The sequence below is a fragment of the Pseudooceanicola sp. NS-SX8 genome (genome assembly GCF_057380755.1).
This window is the reverse complement of sequence record NZ_CM170819.1, coordinates 1,561,806-1,576,705: the sequence shown is the minus strand read 5'-3', so window position 1 is coordinate 1,576,705 and position 14,900 is coordinate 1,561,806. Positions and strand designations below refer to the sequence as shown.

At 63.9% G+C, this 14,900-nt stretch carries 8 protein-coding genes; 3 read left to right on the top strand and 5 right to left on the bottom strand.

All coding sequences use genetic code 11. From position 1 onward, the window contains the following. Positions 1-36: 36 nt before the first annotated feature. The 3 genes from AC2IR1_RS07200 to AC2IR1_RS07190 all read right to left on the bottom strand — a co-directional run bounded on the left by AC2IR1_RS07200 (position 37) and on the right by AC2IR1_RS07190 (position 3,442). Positions 37-1,185 (bottom strand): BamA/TamA family outer membrane protein, encoded by a 1,149-nt coding sequence (locus AC2IR1_RS07200; protein WP_486475604.1) that lies wholly within the window; start codon positions 1,183-1,185, stop codon positions 37-39. Beyond that, positions 1,182-2,036, bottom strand: a complete 855-nt coding sequence (locus AC2IR1_RS07195; RefSeq protein ID WP_486475603.1) for an efflux RND transporter periplasmic adaptor subunit — start codon at positions 2,034-2,036, stop codon at positions 1,182-1,184. Before AC2IR1_RS07195 ends, AC2IR1_RS07200 begins: the two co-directional genes overlap by 4 nt. A 116-nt stretch (positions 2,037-2,152) precedes the next feature. After that, positions 2,153-3,442, bottom strand: coding sequence for a TolC family protein (locus AC2IR1_RS07190; protein ID WP_486475602.1), 1,290 nt, complete (start codon positions 3,440-3,442; stop codon positions 2,153-2,155). A gap of 1,055 nt (positions 3,443-4,497) precedes the next feature. On the opposite strand from AC2IR1_RS07190, the gene katG reads away from it, so the two are divergent. After that, complete coding sequence (gene katG / locus AC2IR1_RS07185) at positions 4,498-6,672, top strand: catalase/peroxidase HPI (protein WP_486475601.1); 2,175 nt, start codon at positions 4,498-4,500, stop codon at positions 6,670-6,672. Between the two features lie 108 nt (positions 6,673-6,780). On the opposite strand, the gene AC2IR1_RS07180 is transcribed toward katG, so the two are convergent. Together AC2IR1_RS07180 and AC2IR1_RS07175 are read right to left on the bottom strand one after the other, a co-directional pair. Then, the gene (locus AC2IR1_RS07180) at positions 6,781-8,682 is read right to left on the bottom strand and encodes an acyl-CoA synthetase (RefSeq protein WP_486475600.1); all 1,902 of its coding nucleotides are present in this window, start codon (positions 8,680-8,682) and stop codon (positions 6,781-6,783) included. A 239-nt stretch (positions 8,683-8,921) separates the two neighbouring features. Beyond that, positions 8,922-10,718: an ABC transporter transmembrane domain-containing protein gene (locus AC2IR1_RS07175; RefSeq protein ID WP_486475599.1), complete on the bottom strand. Its 1,797-nt coding sequence runs from the start codon at positions 10,716-10,718 to the stop codon at positions 8,922-8,924. 294 nt (positions 10,719-11,012) lie between these two features. On the opposite strand from AC2IR1_RS07175, the gene AC2IR1_RS07170 reads away from it, so the two are divergent. Then, the gene (locus AC2IR1_RS07170) at positions 11,013-11,504 is read left to right on the top strand and encodes a (2Fe-2S)-binding protein (protein WP_486475598.1); all 492 of its coding nucleotides are present in this window, start codon (positions 11,013-11,015) and stop codon (positions 11,502-11,504) included. Next, positions 11,501-14,890: a molybdopterin cofactor-binding domain-containing protein gene (locus AC2IR1_RS07165; RefSeq protein ID WP_486475597.1), complete on the top strand. Its 3,390-nt coding sequence runs from the start codon at positions 11,501-11,503 to the stop codon at positions 14,888-14,890. Before AC2IR1_RS07170 ends, AC2IR1_RS07165 begins: the two co-directional genes overlap by 4 nt. Positions 14,891-14,900: the final 10 nt, after the last annotated feature.

The window sequence follows — 14,900 nt, the reverse complement described above, 5'->3', positions numbered from 1 at the left end:
CACGGACGGGCCCCCACCCGGTCCGTCAACCTAACGTCAGAAATTCGCGGTAAACGAGAAGGAGAGGTTTTGAACCTCGTCTTCAGGTCGCTTTTCGATCGGCGCGGCAATCGCCGCGCTGAACTGGCCCATTTTCGTATCGTAAATAATCGAGATGCCGACCGACTGGCGCAGGAAGGCGCTTTCGTCGACATCCGCACTGTCGATCCCGAGCAGGTCCGACAAGCTGGCACCATCCCAGAAGGCCCCCACGGCCAGGCCGGGCCGCGCGGTGGGAACGATGACCTGTGCCGTCGCCGACACGTAGCGGGTACCGCCCAGGGAGTCCCCGGTAGAGGCATCCACGGGTCCGATACCGCCATAGGCAAACCCGCGGGGCATGTCGCCGCCCAGGAAGGCCCGGTCGTTGATCGCAACGTAGCCGTCACCACCCCCGGTCACGACCCCACCGCTGAGCCCGAGGTTCAGGATCGCTGCGCCGAAGATCTGGTGGTAGTAATCGACGCCACCGGTCACGGCCTGAAATTCGCGGCTGTCACCAAGGCCCGAGACGCGATAGCCGAGACCGAAATCGACACCCGGCTCCAGCAGGCCGTCACCGGCGCGGTTGCTCCAGTCCAGGGACAGTTCCAGCCCGGTCGCAGTGCTTTCCTGCATATCCGCCAGAATGAACGGCGACAGGGTGCTGTCCGCGTCCTCCAGCTTGTCGAACTGGTGGAACACGCCGACCCGGTAGCTGAACGCATCGGTCAGATGCGCCCCCGCCCCGACTGTCAGTTCGTAGCTCTGGTTGCGGTAGGAGCGGAAATCCCAATCCTCGTCAGAGGCGCTGATGCCATAGTCCAGGATCGTATCCCGGCCCATGAAGGTCTCTCCCAGGGACTGCTCCCGCGAGATGCCGAGTGTCAGCGCCTGGCCTTCTTCCCCGGCCCGGAAATCGAGGGAGGCATCGATCCCGGCGTCGAACAGATTGTTGAAATTCAGCCCGATATTCGCCGTCGCCCCGTAAACGGAAGAGATCGCGGCGCCGGCAACAAAACTGCCCGTCGTCGCCACATCGGCGGAACTTACCGGCGCGAAGGCCATCATGCCACCCGCCGCCGCCGAAGATGCCACGACAAGGCTTGCAACGCTGGTGCGGAGCCAGCGGCGAATACGCCCACTGTTGGGATATTGCCCGGTCATTCTGTTCCCCCGATCGTCTCTTCAGTCTCAAGTCTGGTCGTTGAAACCAGGCACTTGCTGCCTGGCAGAACCCCCGGTGCATCCAGGGTAAAGAACACTGAAATCGTGCCGGAGGTCAGGTCGGCCAGCTGCGCCACATAGTCCAGCGCCACCGGAAGTGGCGCATCGGTCTGATCGTTCACGACGATCGCGAACTGTCCCTCGGCCACGAAATCTGCCATCACCCCGGCAGGCACATAGGCTTCGACCCGCAGCGGCTGATTGTCGTAGATCGTTGCAACAGCACGACCGGAGGTGCTTTCGCCGGGATCGATCAGGTCTTCACCCACGACCCCGTCGACCGGCGCGCGTACTTCGGATTTCGCCACCAGAAGCGCGGATTGTTCCGCCTCCAGGGCTGCAAATTCCAGCGCCTGCTTCTGCCGCTCCACGTCGTTGGCCGCGATCTCCAGTTCGAGCTGGGCTGCCTCGTAGTCAGACGGGCTGACCGCACGGCGTTCCAGCGCATCCTTCAGGCGCGCCTCCTTGCGCGCCGCGCCGTCCCGGCGGATTTCAGCTGCGCGCAGATCACCGGTGCTGTTGGCATGCGCCTCGGCGAGCCTCAGGTCCGCGCGGGTCATGTCGCTGAAAAGCTCGACCATCAGATCACCGGCAGCAACCCGTTGCCCGGGGCGCACCAGGACGCTCTTGGCGACGCCGTTGATCTCGGCCGCGACCTCGACCACGCGGAGAGGGCGAATTGTGCAGTTGAACTGATCCACCCCTGGCGTCCCGAAGGAGGCAGGCGGGGTTGCCCCTTGCACCTGCTGCGCCTTTGCGGCGAATTCTTCCCGGCTCGTGGTCTGCGCCATGGCCCCCTGCCCCGTGGCCGCGAGAAGCGCCGCCCCCTGAAGAAGCACCACGCCGGCAACACGAAAAGAGGCTGAACGCCTCTTCCCGCTTACCCGGATGCCAGCCGGCATGGACATCAGAAGCCCTGCCGCGTCAGGTCGGCACCCATGAGGTAGTTGAGCCGCGCCCAGGAGCGCATGAACTCCGCACGGTAATAGAACATCTGTTCCCGCGATTCATTCAGGCGAAGCTGGCGCGCCGCGACTGCCAGGTCGACGCTTTCACCCGAATTGACCCGCTGCTGTTCGACTTCCAGGGCCTTGCTTGCGTGGTAGGCCGCGTTCTGCGACTGGCTGATGGCCTTGACCAGCTCCAGCAGGCGGGCGTGGGTGGTACGGACTTCCGTTTCCACCGCGCGACGCCGGACGTGATATTCCAGTGCGGCAGTCTTGACCTGCGCGCGCTTGGTGGGCTCCGAAAGCCCCGTGCCCTTGGAGTTGAAGATCGGCACCGTCAGGCTGACACCCACGGTCTTGTCGACGGTGATGGACCCGCCACCAAAGCGGCTGTCGGCGCGATCTTCCTTTTCGATGGTCGCGTAGGCTTCCAGCACCGGAGAGATGTCGGAGGCATGCGCCTCTTTCCGCTCGATCTCGGAGCTGACGACCTGCAGAGCCGCACTCATGATGCCCGGGTTGTTCTCCAGCGCATCGGCAACGGCCTTGTCCACATCGATCTTCTTGACCGAGGCAATGAGCTCAGGCGTGATGCGGAGCGCTTCGACATCCGAGATCACAAGCCCGGTCAGCGACGCCAGGTTGCTGAGTGCCTCTGCGTAGCGCGCGGCCTCCAGCGATTCCTGTGCGGCAGTGGTGTCGCGCTCGCTCCGCAGGGAAGATGCTTCCAGCACGTTGGACAGCCCCGTTGCGACGAGGTCGCCCTGGCTGCTGATCTGGCGATTGATGAGGTAACGGCGCTCTTTCAGGGACGCCATGCGTGCGCGGGCCTGGTTCGCGACGATATAGTTGTCGAAGACTTCGTAGACCACATCACGCACGGCGCCGATGTAATCAACCTCCGCACCCGACTTGACGTTCTTCGCCAGCTGCAGACGGAAACGACGCGCCGGGTCGAACAGGGGCTGCACCAGGCTCGCCGAGGACGTCTTGACCGGGTAGCGCGCACGCCCCTCTTCGAACACGGCATTGTCGGACTCGATCACGTTCTGATCCAGCCCGTCATAGGTGAAATTCATGTAGACCTGAGGCAGCATCGCGTAGACCGCACGCATGCGCTCCGCATCCGCCTGGTTGATCGCCTGGGCCGCCTGACCGATGGACGGGTTGCGCACCATGGCCTGCGCCAGGAGGGTATTCAGCGGGATCGCCGCCTCACCCGCATCGGCACTGCCATCGAAGCGGGCCAAGGCGCCCTCATGCTGATCCAGAACTTCCGCAAGATCCGTGCTCAGAACTTCGCGGGTCCGCGCATCGGGCCCGGATGCAAGAAGTGCATTCAGGCTCTGGCTGCTGGACCCGTCCTGCTGACAACCCGCCAGAGCGAGTCCGACCAGTGCAGCCGCAGCTGCTTTCTGACGAATGGGCATCAAAATGCTCCCGACTTTTTCCCCGATTCCGCGACGCCCCCAAGCGTGTTTCGCGGATGACTGACGACATGACCGAACAAGCGGGATCACGCCGAAGCTGCTCCTCGCAACGTCGCTTTTCGCAAGTCCAAAATCAAGAAATTCGAGAGCGATATCACTTTTTTTGGCGCCTGCAATTTTTGGCGCGCCCCCGAGTCGCCACGGATCGCCGCCAGATTCCGGCAGTCATCAGGATCTGCGCCGACGTCAATCGGCATCACATGAGCATGATAACAAGCTCACGAGAGCCATATTACACAGGCGTTTAGGGTTATACAGCCTAACAAAACCTGCCATTCAGCGGGCCACCCCACCCGACCAGAGTGGCCCGGACTAATTGATCTCTCATTCAAGTCGACGCGGCGAAATTTCAGTCAAGGGATGACTTTTCCGCCACAGTTGGAAGGAAATTTTTCGCCACGTGCAGGTCGGATTCTGAAATCCGCAAGCAAATACAGTCGCGTATGGATCAAACCCTCGAGGGAGCATTTGCGCCTTCGCCTCCTCCCCACCTGAAGCGCTTTAGGTGAGGGCGCACCACGCAGCGTGAAGGTTTGGTCCAAAACCTGCGAAACACGCAGTCGCCAAAGACCTGTTTTGCCCTACCATCAAGGCGGTGAAGGCAACGATCGGACGCAACGACCGCCTGAAACCAGATAGATAATCCGAACCTATACCAAATCAAAATTAATACGATTGTAAATTATAGAAATACCTTGGTACGACTCCTCAGGGACGAGGAGAGGAAAGCGACCCGCAGACTCCCTCAGGTAGTTCAGGGGGCCAGGACGCCACTGTTTCCTGAGAAACGCAGCAGCTAGTCGGAGATGAAGACAATGGATGGAAATGACGTAAAAACCGGTGGCAAGTGCCCGGTCATGCATGGGGGAATGACGACCAGCGGTACGACTGTGACCGACTGGTGGCCCAATGCGCTGAACCTGGACATCCTCCACCAGCATGACACCAAGACCAACCCGATGGGGCCGGATTTCAACTATCGCGAAGAGCTGAAGAAGCTGGACGTCGAAGCCCTGAAGAACGACCTGCGCGCCCTGATGAATGAAAGCCAGGAATGGTGGCCTGCCGACTGGGGATCCTATGTCGGCATGTTCGCGCGTGTTGCCTGGCACGCTGCAGGGTCCTACCGCCTGGCCGATGGCCGCGGGGGCGGCGGCACCGGCAACCAGCGCTTTGCGCCGCTGAACTCCTGGCCCGATAACGTCAACACCGACAAGGGGCGCCGCCTGCTCTGGCCCATCAAGAAGAAGTACGGCAGCAAGGTCTCCTGGGCTGACCTGATGATCCTGTCCGGCACGATCGCCTACGAAGTCGCTGGCCTGAAGACCTTTGGCTTCGCCTTCGGCCGCGAAGACATCTGGCACCCGGAGAAGGACACCTACTGGGGCTCCGAAAAGGAGTGGCTCGCGCCCTCCGATGAACGCTACGACGACGTGGACAAGCCGGAGACTATGGAAAACCCGCTGTCTGCGGTGCAGATGGGCCTGATCTACGTGAACCCCGAAGGCGTCAACGGTCAGCCTGATCCGATGAAGACGGCCGCGCAGGTGCGCGAGACCTTCGCCCGGATGGCCATGGACGATGAGGAAACGGCCGCGCTGACCGCCGGGGGACACACCATCGGCAAGAGCCACGGCAACGGCGATGCGGACAACCTCTCCGCCGATCCCGAAGCAGCAGACGTCGAATTCCAGGGGATCGGGTGGATGAACACCAAGGGCCGCGGCATCGGTCGCGACACCGTGGTGTCGGGCATCGAAGGCGCCTGGACCAAGGAACCCACCAAGTGGGACATGGGTTGGTTCGAAATGCTGTTCGGCTACGAGTGGGAACTGACGAAGTCGCCCGCAGGCGCCAACCAGTGGCAGCCTGTCGACATCAAGGAAGAAGACATGCCCGTCGACGTGGAAGACCCGTCGATCAAATGCATGCCGATGATGACCGACGCCGACATGGCCATGAAGGTGGACCCGATCTACAACGCGATCTGCCAGAAATTCATGGCAGACCCCGAGTACTTCTCGGAAACCTTCGCACGGGCCTGGTTCAAGCTGACCCACCGCGACATGGGGCCGAAAGCCCGCTACATGGGGCCCGATGTTCCGTCCGAGGATCTGATCTGGCAGGATCCGATTCCCGAGGGTCCGACCCAGTACGACATCGGTCACCTGAAGGCCAAGATCGCCGCAAGCGGCCTGTCCATCTCCGACATGGTCAGCACCGCATGGGACAGCGCGCGCACCTACCGTGGTTCCGACATGCGCGGCGGGGCGAACGGCGCGCGCATTCGCCTGGCCCCGCAGAAGGACTGGGAAGGGAACGAACCCGAGCGGCTCGCCCGTGTCCTGTCGGTGCTTGAACCGCTGGCGGCAGAAGCTGGTGCAAGCATCGCCGACACGATTGTGCTTGCCGGCAACCTGGGTGTTGAACTGGCCGCCAAGGCCGCTGGCTTTGACGTGGATGTCCCCTTCGCCCCCGGCCGTGGTGATGCGACCGACGAGATGACCGATGCCGACAGCTTCGACGCGCTCGAACCACTGGCGGACGGCTTCCGCAACTGGGCCAAGAAGGACTACGTGGTCAGCCCCGAAGAGATGATGCTGGACCGGGCCCAGCTGATGGGCCTCACCGCGGCGCAGATGACCGTTCTTGTCGGCGGGATGCGCGTGATCGGCACCAACCACGGCGGCACGGCCCACGGTGTCTTCACCGACAAGGTCGGCGCCCTGACCACGGACTTCTTCGCCAACCTGACCGACATGGCCTACTCTTGGGTTCCCGTCTCTGGCGGCACCTACGAGATCCGCGATCGCCGGACCGGCGCCGTGGCCTGGACCGCGACCCGTGCGGACCTGGTCTTTGGCTCCAACTCGATCCTGCGGGCCTATGCGGAAGTCTACGCCCAGGACGACGCCGGAGAGAAGTTCGTGAAGGACTTCGTGGCAGCTTGGACGAAGGTGATGAACGCGGACCGTTTCGACATCGCCTGATCCACGGCTGGAGAAACAAGAAGGCTCCCCCGGAAACGGGGGAGCCTTTTTCACGTCCTGCGGTTCATCGGATGGCCTGTGGTGATGGCCAGCGATACCAGCGAGGGATCAGGCAGGTTCCTTGACGTCTTCGACCCATTCCCAGGGCGTGGTGTAATTGCCCAGCAAGGTCTTCAGCGCCGCTTCGTCGACGGTACCATTACGCCGGATCCGCGCCGTCAGCCCACGCTTCTTGTCATCTATGACTTCGACAACCTCGGCGTCCAATCCGGCCTCGGCAAGCGCAGCATTGTAGACCCTGCGGATCGCGCTCTTGCGCAATGCCGGCTTGAAAACCTTGCCCACGGCCGTTTTCGGCAATTCGTCCAGGACCTCGATGAACTTCGGAATGGCAGCCCGCTCGTGCACGTGAACCTTGCAGTGGGCAAGCAACTCCTCCGCCGTCACCGATACCCCGTCCACCAGCTCGACGTAAGCGCAGGGCAGTTCCCCCGCCCGAGGATCGGGCTGGCCAATCGCACCGGCGAAAGCCACGGCAGTGTGGGCAAGCAACGCTTCCTCGATCTCTGCCGGGTCAATGTTGTGGCCGCCACGGATGATCAGATCCTTCGCCCTGCCGGTGATGAAGAGGTAGCCATCCGCATCCAGCCGACCAAGGTCGCCTGTCCGCAGGTAGCGGTCGTAGTGGAAGAGGTCCCGGTTCTTCGCCTCCTCGGTGTAGGTCGACCCGGCATAGACACCCGGGTTGGCGACGCAGATTTCCCCCACCTCATCGACACCGCATTCGCGTGGCTCGCCAGAGGTGTTGTCGAGGATCCGAACGTCCGTATAGGGGAACGGCACACCGACGGAGCCGTGCTTGCGCTCCCCTTCATCTGGATTGCAGGAGACAAGGCAGGTCGCTTCGGTCAGGCCGTAGCCCTCCAGGATCTTGAGGCCGGCGGCGGACTCGAACCTCTTGAACAGTTCGACCGGCAAGGGAGCGGAGCCGGAGAAGCACAGTTTGACGGTGGACAGATCCGCATCGACCGGCCGCTGCATCAGGGCAGAGATCGCCGTGGGAACCGACACGATGAAAGTCGTCTTCCAGCGCTCGCAAAGCTTCCAGAAATTGTCGAAGACACCGTCACCGCGGTAGCCCGCCGGTGTCGGAAACACCACGTGGGCGCCCGACATGCAGGCCCCCATGAGCATCACCTGGCAGGCAAAGACATGGAACATCGGCAGCGGACACATGATGCTGTCCTCGTCCGTGAACAGCAACGACGCACCGACCCAGGCATTGTAGACCATGCCTGAATGAAGGTGACGGGCCACCTTGGGCATCCCGGTCGTTCCGCCGGTGTGGAAGTAGGCGCCGATGCGATCCGTCTTGCTGTCCTCGAACGCCAGGGTCCGGGGCTGCTTTTCCAGTTCGGCGCCGAAGCTGCGGATGTCCGCGTGGTGCTTTTCCGGCATCTTCGGGCGCAGCAGCGGAACGATCCAGCTCTTGGGCGGTGCAAGATACCGATTGAGGTCGATTTCCATCACCGTGTGCACATTCGGCGCGAAGAGCACAGCCTGGGCGACCTTCTGGGCGACATCGCTTTTCGGGAAGGACTTCAGGGTGACCACGACCCTGGCGTTCGTCTCCCGCAGGATGGCGGAGATCTGTTCAGGCTCCAGCAGCGGGTTGACCGGATTGACGATACCCGCGGTCATCCCGCCAAGGGTTGCCACGACGGTCTCTATCGAGTTCGGCAGGACCAGGGCCACCACGTCGCTTTCCCCAATGCCCGCCGCGCGAAAGGCGTTGGCAGCCTGCGCGACGCTCTCCCGCAACTCGCGCCAGCTCAGCGTCTCCGCCCTGTCTTTCGGGCCGGACTCCAGCTGAAAGGAGACCGCATCATTGGCCGGATAACACTCCGCCGTACGGCAAATCATCCCGTAGACCGTCTTTGCGACGTCGCGGGCCTCCCAAGGCATTTCCGCTTCTATACGCTTTACATCTGGCACGCCTCTGAAGGTCATGCGTTCTCCTCCCATCTCCCCGCGCCTCCATGCGCTCTCCGCTAGATTTTCGACCAACGCCGCAAAGGCAAGCGTGACGCTGCGTATTCCTCCCGTGGACGCAACGTAGCGAAAACCCTAGCATGGAAAGATGCGGGGGCGAGAGTTTTTGTAGGAAGAGTCAAGGGACTGACCCATCGCGCGGAGGCCATTTCAATGGGCCGCCGAGGCCCCTTTCGCGGGGGCTTTGGATCCAGGCCTCAGTCAGCGGCCCCATCGGTGAACTGCAGACGTGCAAGGCGCGCATAAAGGCCGCCCTGCGCCACCAGGTCGTCATGGGTGCCCTGCGCAACGATACGTCCATCTTCCATCACGACGATCCGATCCGCCTTCTTCACGGTCGCAAGGCGGTGCGCGATGATGATGGTCGTGCGCCCGGCAGAGACGGTCTCGATCGCCTGCTGGACCAGCCGCTCGCTTTCCGCATCCAGAGCAGAGGTCGCCTCGTCCAGCAGCAGCACCGGAGCATCCCGCAGAATTGCGCGCGCGATGGCGATCCGTTGCTTCTGCCCACCGGACAGCATCACGCCCCGTTCGCCGACCGGACTGTCGTATCCCTCTGGAAGCGCTTCGATGAACTCATGTGCCGCGGCCGCTGCGGCGGCTTCCTCGACCTCGGCATCGGTTGCACCCGGCCAGCCGAAGCGGATGTTTTCCCGGGCGGAAGCCGCGAAGATGACCGGATCCTGCGGCACCAATGCGACGGAGCGGCGGAAGTCCGTCCGCGCCATGTCCCGCAGGTTGACCCCATCCAGCATGACCTTGCCCGATGTCGGATCGAAGAAGCGAAGGATCAGCTGGATCAGCGTCGACTTGCCGGCGCCCGACGGCCCGACCACGGCAACGGTTTCGCCGGGCCGCACGGTGAGGGTCACGCCCTCCAGTGCCGACTTGGCGCTGCGGGAAGGATAGAAGAAAGTGACATCCTGAAAGTTGATCTCTCCCCGCGCCGGGCTGGCCGGGGAAACCGGCACTTCGGGATCCTGCACGTTGTCCTCGACCGTCAGCAGCTCGACCAGCCTTTCCGTGGCGCCGGCGGCGCGCTGCAGCTCCCCCCAGATTTCCGACAAAGCCGCGACGGACCCTGCGACCATCACCGCATAGATCACGAACTGTACCAGTCCGCCGGTCGACATCTGCCCGGCCCGGACATCATGCGCACCGATCCAGAGCACGCCGACCACGCCCGCGAAGACAAGGAAGATCACGATCATCGTCATCACCGCGCGGGTTACCACGCGACGCATGGCCGAACGGTAGCTCTGTTCCGTCACCTCGTCGAAGGCGGCCCTGCTGCGGCTTTCATGGGTGAAGGCCTGCACCGTCTGCACCGACAGCAGCGCCTCAGACGCATTGCCGGAGCTTTGCGCGATCCAGTCCTGGTTCTCCCGGCTGAGTTTGCGCAAACGGCGACCAAGGGTCAGGATCGGCACCACGACAAGCGGAACGATCAGCAGCGCAAGCCCTGTCAGCTTGGCCGAGGTCAGCAGCATCATCACGAAGCCGCCGAAGAAGATCAGAACATTGCGCAGCGCGACAGAGACGGACGACCCGATCACCGACTGGATCAGCGTGGTATCTGTCGTAATCCGGCTCAGCACCTCCCCGGTCATCGTTGTCTCGTAGAAGGCCGGGCTCATGCCGATGACGCGGCCGAAAACGGCCTTGCGGATGTCCGCGACGACCCGTTCCCCCAGTTTCGTCACCAAGGTGTAGCGCAGCCCCGTCCCAAGCGCGAGCAAGGCAGCGATACCGATCGCCGCCATGAAGTACTGATCCAGGATCCGGGCCGACCCGTCTTCGAAGTTGTCCACCACGCGCCGGACTGCAAGCGGCAGAACTAGGGACACCGAAGCCGTCAACACCAGGGCCAGCAGCGCACCGATCAGCAGGGCGCGATAGGGCCGCAGGAACGGCCAGAGCTCCCCCAGGGAACCGACACGCCGGGATCTGTCGCGTTCAGGAAGGCTGGTTTGGGTCGAGGGACTGCGTGCCAAGGCGTGCTCCTTCCAGGATGGCCGGGCCGCGAAGGCGGCGAGGCAGAGGCTACATGCCGCCCCCTGCCCCCCCGGTCAAGCCGTCGCGCCGAATTGCCACGACCCCGCTTCCGGGCGGATCACCTGTTCACTGCACAGTTTGACGGCAAAGTTGAGCGGCGAACGAATACGTGGCTGACTGGCTCTGGCGTCACGCGCGGTTCCGGTACATCGTTCGTGCGCAAGCAAATATACCGGCGCGTTCCTGGAACCCCGGGCAAGCGGAGAGACGCCCCAAGGCGTCCGGAGAATGACATGGTAGGGCAAGTGCTGGCATTGCGAGTGAATGGCCGGGAAGCGACGTGTGAAACAGCTCCGGGGGCAACCCTGCTGGATCTTCTGCGCGACGAACTGGGGCTGAACGGACCGAAATACGGATGCGGGCTGGCACAGTGCGGGGCCTGTACTGTTCTCGTCGACGGCTCCCCCGCGCGTGCCTGCGTCCTGCGGGCCGAAAAGGTGGCAGGACGGGAGATCACGACGCTGGAAGGGCTGTCTGATCCGACCTCTGGCGCGCTCCATCCCGTGCAGCAGGCTTTCCTCGAACACGAAGGCGCACAATGCGGTTACTGCCTGAATGGCATGGTGATGAGCGCGCTTTCCCTGCTTCGCCACAACACCGATCCGACCGAGGATGAGATCCGCAGCGCGTTGCGCCACAACCTCTGTCGCTGCGGAGCCCACCTGGAAATCGTCGCCTCGGTCCGGCGTGCCGCGGAACTCCTGCGGGAGGCCAGCCAAGAATGACCCAGGCCCTGACGATCTTCCGCGACACCGCCTCCGGGCGCGACGTCTTCCTGACCCTGTCCGCAGATGGCAAGGCCATCGGTTACAACGGCCATGTCGATCTGGGCACCGGCATCGGGATCGCCCTGACCCAGATCGTGGCAGAGGAGCTCGACCTGCCGCTGGACGCGGTCACCATCCGTTTGGGCGACACGGCGCACACCCCGAACCAGGGGCCGACGATCGCCTCCGAAACGATACAGGTCGCCGCCAGACCACTTCGACTGGCCGCCGCGCAGGCCCGCGCCTGGCTGGTATCTCAGGCCGCGCTTCGTCTTGATGCCCCGGTCGAGGAGATCACGACGGAGGATGGTGCCTGCGCCTGGCAGTCGAATGCCCTGCCCTATGACACCCTTCTGGAAAACCATGCGGAGGCGCTGCCGCTTGATGACACCACCCCGGTCAAGGATCCGGCGACCTATCGCCTCGTCGGGCGCAAGGCCGGACGGATCGACCTGCCTGCCAAGCTGACGGCAGACTTCACCTACATCCAGGACGTTCGCGTCGACGGCATGGTGCACGGACATGTCATACGCCCCCCCTATGCCGGCCGGGACAGCGGCGACTTCATCGGGCGGAGCCTGATCGGTTATGACGAGGCGGCGGTCGCCGGCATGCCTGGTTTCCTGGGCATATTCCGGGAAGGAGACTTCCTCGCCGTCCTGGCAGAGAAGGCCCCGCAGGCGCGCGCCATCGCAGAGGCGCTGAAAGTCGACTGGCGCCTTCCCCCGCCGCTGCCCGGGATGCAATCCGTCGCCCGGACCCTGAAGGAGCAGCCTTCGACGCCCCGCCTGCTGCTGGAAAGCGGCGAGATCCGGACCGGCCTGGAAGAAACCACCCACCGACTGGATCGGACCTATGTCTGGCCCTGGCACCTCCACGGTTCAATCGGGCCATCCTGCGCCGTAGCCGACTGGAATGACGGCTCTCCCGTTGTCTGGTCCGGCACCCAGAACCCGCACATGCTCCGGGCCGATCTTGCTCAGCTGGTCGGGATGCCCGACGGTCAGATCGAGGTCAGGCGCCACCAGGCGGCCGGCTGCTATGGCCGCAACTGTGCGGACGACGTGGCCGGCGATGCCCTGCTGTTGTCGCGGGCCTGCGGTCGCCCGGTCCGGGTGCAGCTGACCCGGGCGCAGGAAACATTGTGGGAGCCGAAAGGCGCCGCCCAGCTGATGGAAGTCCGCGGCGGACTGAATGCGGCGAATGACTTCCATGCCTACGAGTTCGAGAGCTGGTATCCCTCGAACCGGGGTCCGAACCTTGCGTTGCTCCTGACCGGACGGATCAGCCCCGAACCGCGCCCCGACACGATGGGGGACCGCACGGCAGTCCCGCCTTACCGGATTGCACACCGCAAGATCACCGCGCATGACATGGCGCCCATCGTGCGCGCCTCCTGGTTGCGCGGCGTTTCTGCCTTGCCCAATACCTTCGCGCACGAAAGCTATGTGGATGAACTGGCGGCCGAGGTGGAAGAAGATCCCGTCGCCTTCCGCCTGCGGCACATGGACGATCCGCGTCAGGCCGCGCTGGTGCGCGAAACCGCGGAAAAGGGTGGATGGGCCCCCCGCAGCACCCCGCGCCTGCGCCGCGAGGGGCGCATGGCCTATGGGCAGGGCTTTGCCTTTGCCACCTACGTTCATGGCCCCTTCCCGGGCGTGGCGGCGGCCTCGGCCGCCTGGGTGGTGGACGTGGCCGTCGATACTGAAACCGGTGAAGTCACATTGAACAGGGTCTTCGTCGGCCAGGATCAGGGGATGGTGATCAATCCCGATGGGGTCCGCCAGCAGATCCATGGAAACGTGATCCAGACAGCGGGCCGCGTGCTGAGCGAAGAGGTCTCCTTCGACGAAATCAGCGTCAGCGATCGCAGCTTTGCCGATTACCCGATCACGACCTTCCCGCAGCTGCCGCAGATACAGACCCTGATTGTCGCAAGACCCGAGGATCCGCCTCTCGGCGTCGGGGAAAGCGCCGCGGTGCCCGCCGCGGCGGCAATCGCCAATGCCATTTTCGATGCGACCGGGATCCGGATGCGAGAAGCGCCCTTCACACCGGAAAAGATGCGGGCCGCGCTTGGCAGAGAGGACAAAGGTCAGGGCGTCACCGCGCTTCCCGGTCCCTCGCCGCGCAAGGCGCAGCCGCTGCGAAACAGGCTCATGGCCGGTGCGATTGGCGTTATGGGGCTTACCGGACTCGGTGCGGTTTCGCTCCCCCTCGCACGGGCCCTGCCCCCGGTGACACCGTCGCTGTCGAGCACCGCAGAACAACTGGCCCGGGGGCGCGAACTCTTTGCGCTCGGGAACTGCAGTTCCTGCCACACGGCGCCGGGGGGGCTTCCCAACACCGGCGGCAAACCCGTGGAAACGCCTTTCGGCACGGCCTACTCAACCAACCTGACACCCGATCCGGAAACCGGCCTTGGACAATGGTCCTACGAGGCTTTCGCGCGCGCAATGCGTCAGGGCATCAGCCGGGACGGACATAACCTCTTTCCCGCCTTCCCCTACACCTCCTTCGCCAAAATGCAGGACGCGGACATCCAGGCGCTTTACGCCTTCGTGCAGAACCTGCCTCCGGTCAGGTCAGAGGTCCCGAAATCTGAAATGCAGGTCCCCCGCCCCGCGATGGCGGCCTGGAACGCGCTCTACCATCGGTCTGCGCCACTGACGACCGAACCGGACCACGATGCCATCTGGAACCGTGGGCGATATCTGGTGGAGACCGTCGGCCATTGTTCGGCCTGCCACACCCCAAGAGGGGCCGCCGGTGCGGAAATCGCGGCAAAACCGCTCGGGGGCGCGATGATCAGGGATTGGTTCGCCCCGCCCCTCGCCGGGGGAGAGGCGGGCTCTCGCGGATGGAACATCGACAAGCTGACCAGCTACCTGAGAACCGGCACCGCCCCAGGCCTGTCCGCTGCATCCGGCCCGATGGCAGAGGTCATCGAAGGCACCTCCCAGCTTCCCGAGGCGGATCTGCACGCCATGGCGACCTATCTGGCCTCACTTGGGGAAGGCGAACCGCTGCCGGCTCCGGCCCAGACGCTCCCCAAGGCGGACCGCATTCACCGCATCTACGAAAGCGCCTGCGCAAGCTGCCATGAGCCCGCCTTCGACGATCTGGTGACAGCGGCGCAGATTCCTTTGGCGCGCGCCCCTGCCCTACGGGCACCGGGGCCGGAAACGGCAGAAACGGTCATCCGCCAGGGCCTTGTCGCGCCTTCCGGAACCACCCTCCGGGACATGCCGGGCTACGCCGCCGAACTGCCGGAACAGGATATCGCCGCCCTGGCCCGGTACCTGCGCGCGCGATACGCTTCCGACCTGCCCGGCTGGGACTGATCCCGGCCAG

Excerpts from the sequence above, each read along its gene's own strand:
- AC2IR1_RS07200 (WP_486475604.1), bottom strand. The coding sequence starts at position 1,185 with ATGACCGGGCAATATCCCAACAGTGGGCGTATTCGCCGCTGGCTCCGC.
- AC2IR1_RS07195 (WP_486475603.1), bottom strand. The coding sequence starts at position 2,036 with ATGGCGCAGACCACGAGCCGGGAAGAATTCGCCGCAAAGGCGCAGCAG.
- katG (WP_486475601.1), top strand. The coding sequence starts at position 4,498 with ATGGATGGAAATGACGTAAAAACCGGTGGCAAGTGCCCGGTCATGCAT.
- AC2IR1_RS07180 (WP_486475600.1), bottom strand. The coding sequence starts at position 8,682 with ATGACCTTCAGAGGCGTGCCAGATGTAAAGCGTATAGAAGCGGAAATG.
- AC2IR1_RS07170 (WP_486475598.1), top strand. The coding sequence starts at position 11,013 with ATGGTAGGGCAAGTGCTGGCATTGCGAGTGAATGGCCGGGAAGCGACG.
- AC2IR1_RS07165 (WP_486475597.1), top strand. The coding sequence starts at position 11,501 with ATGACCCAGGCCCTGACGATCTTCCGCGACACCGCCTCCGGGCGCGAC.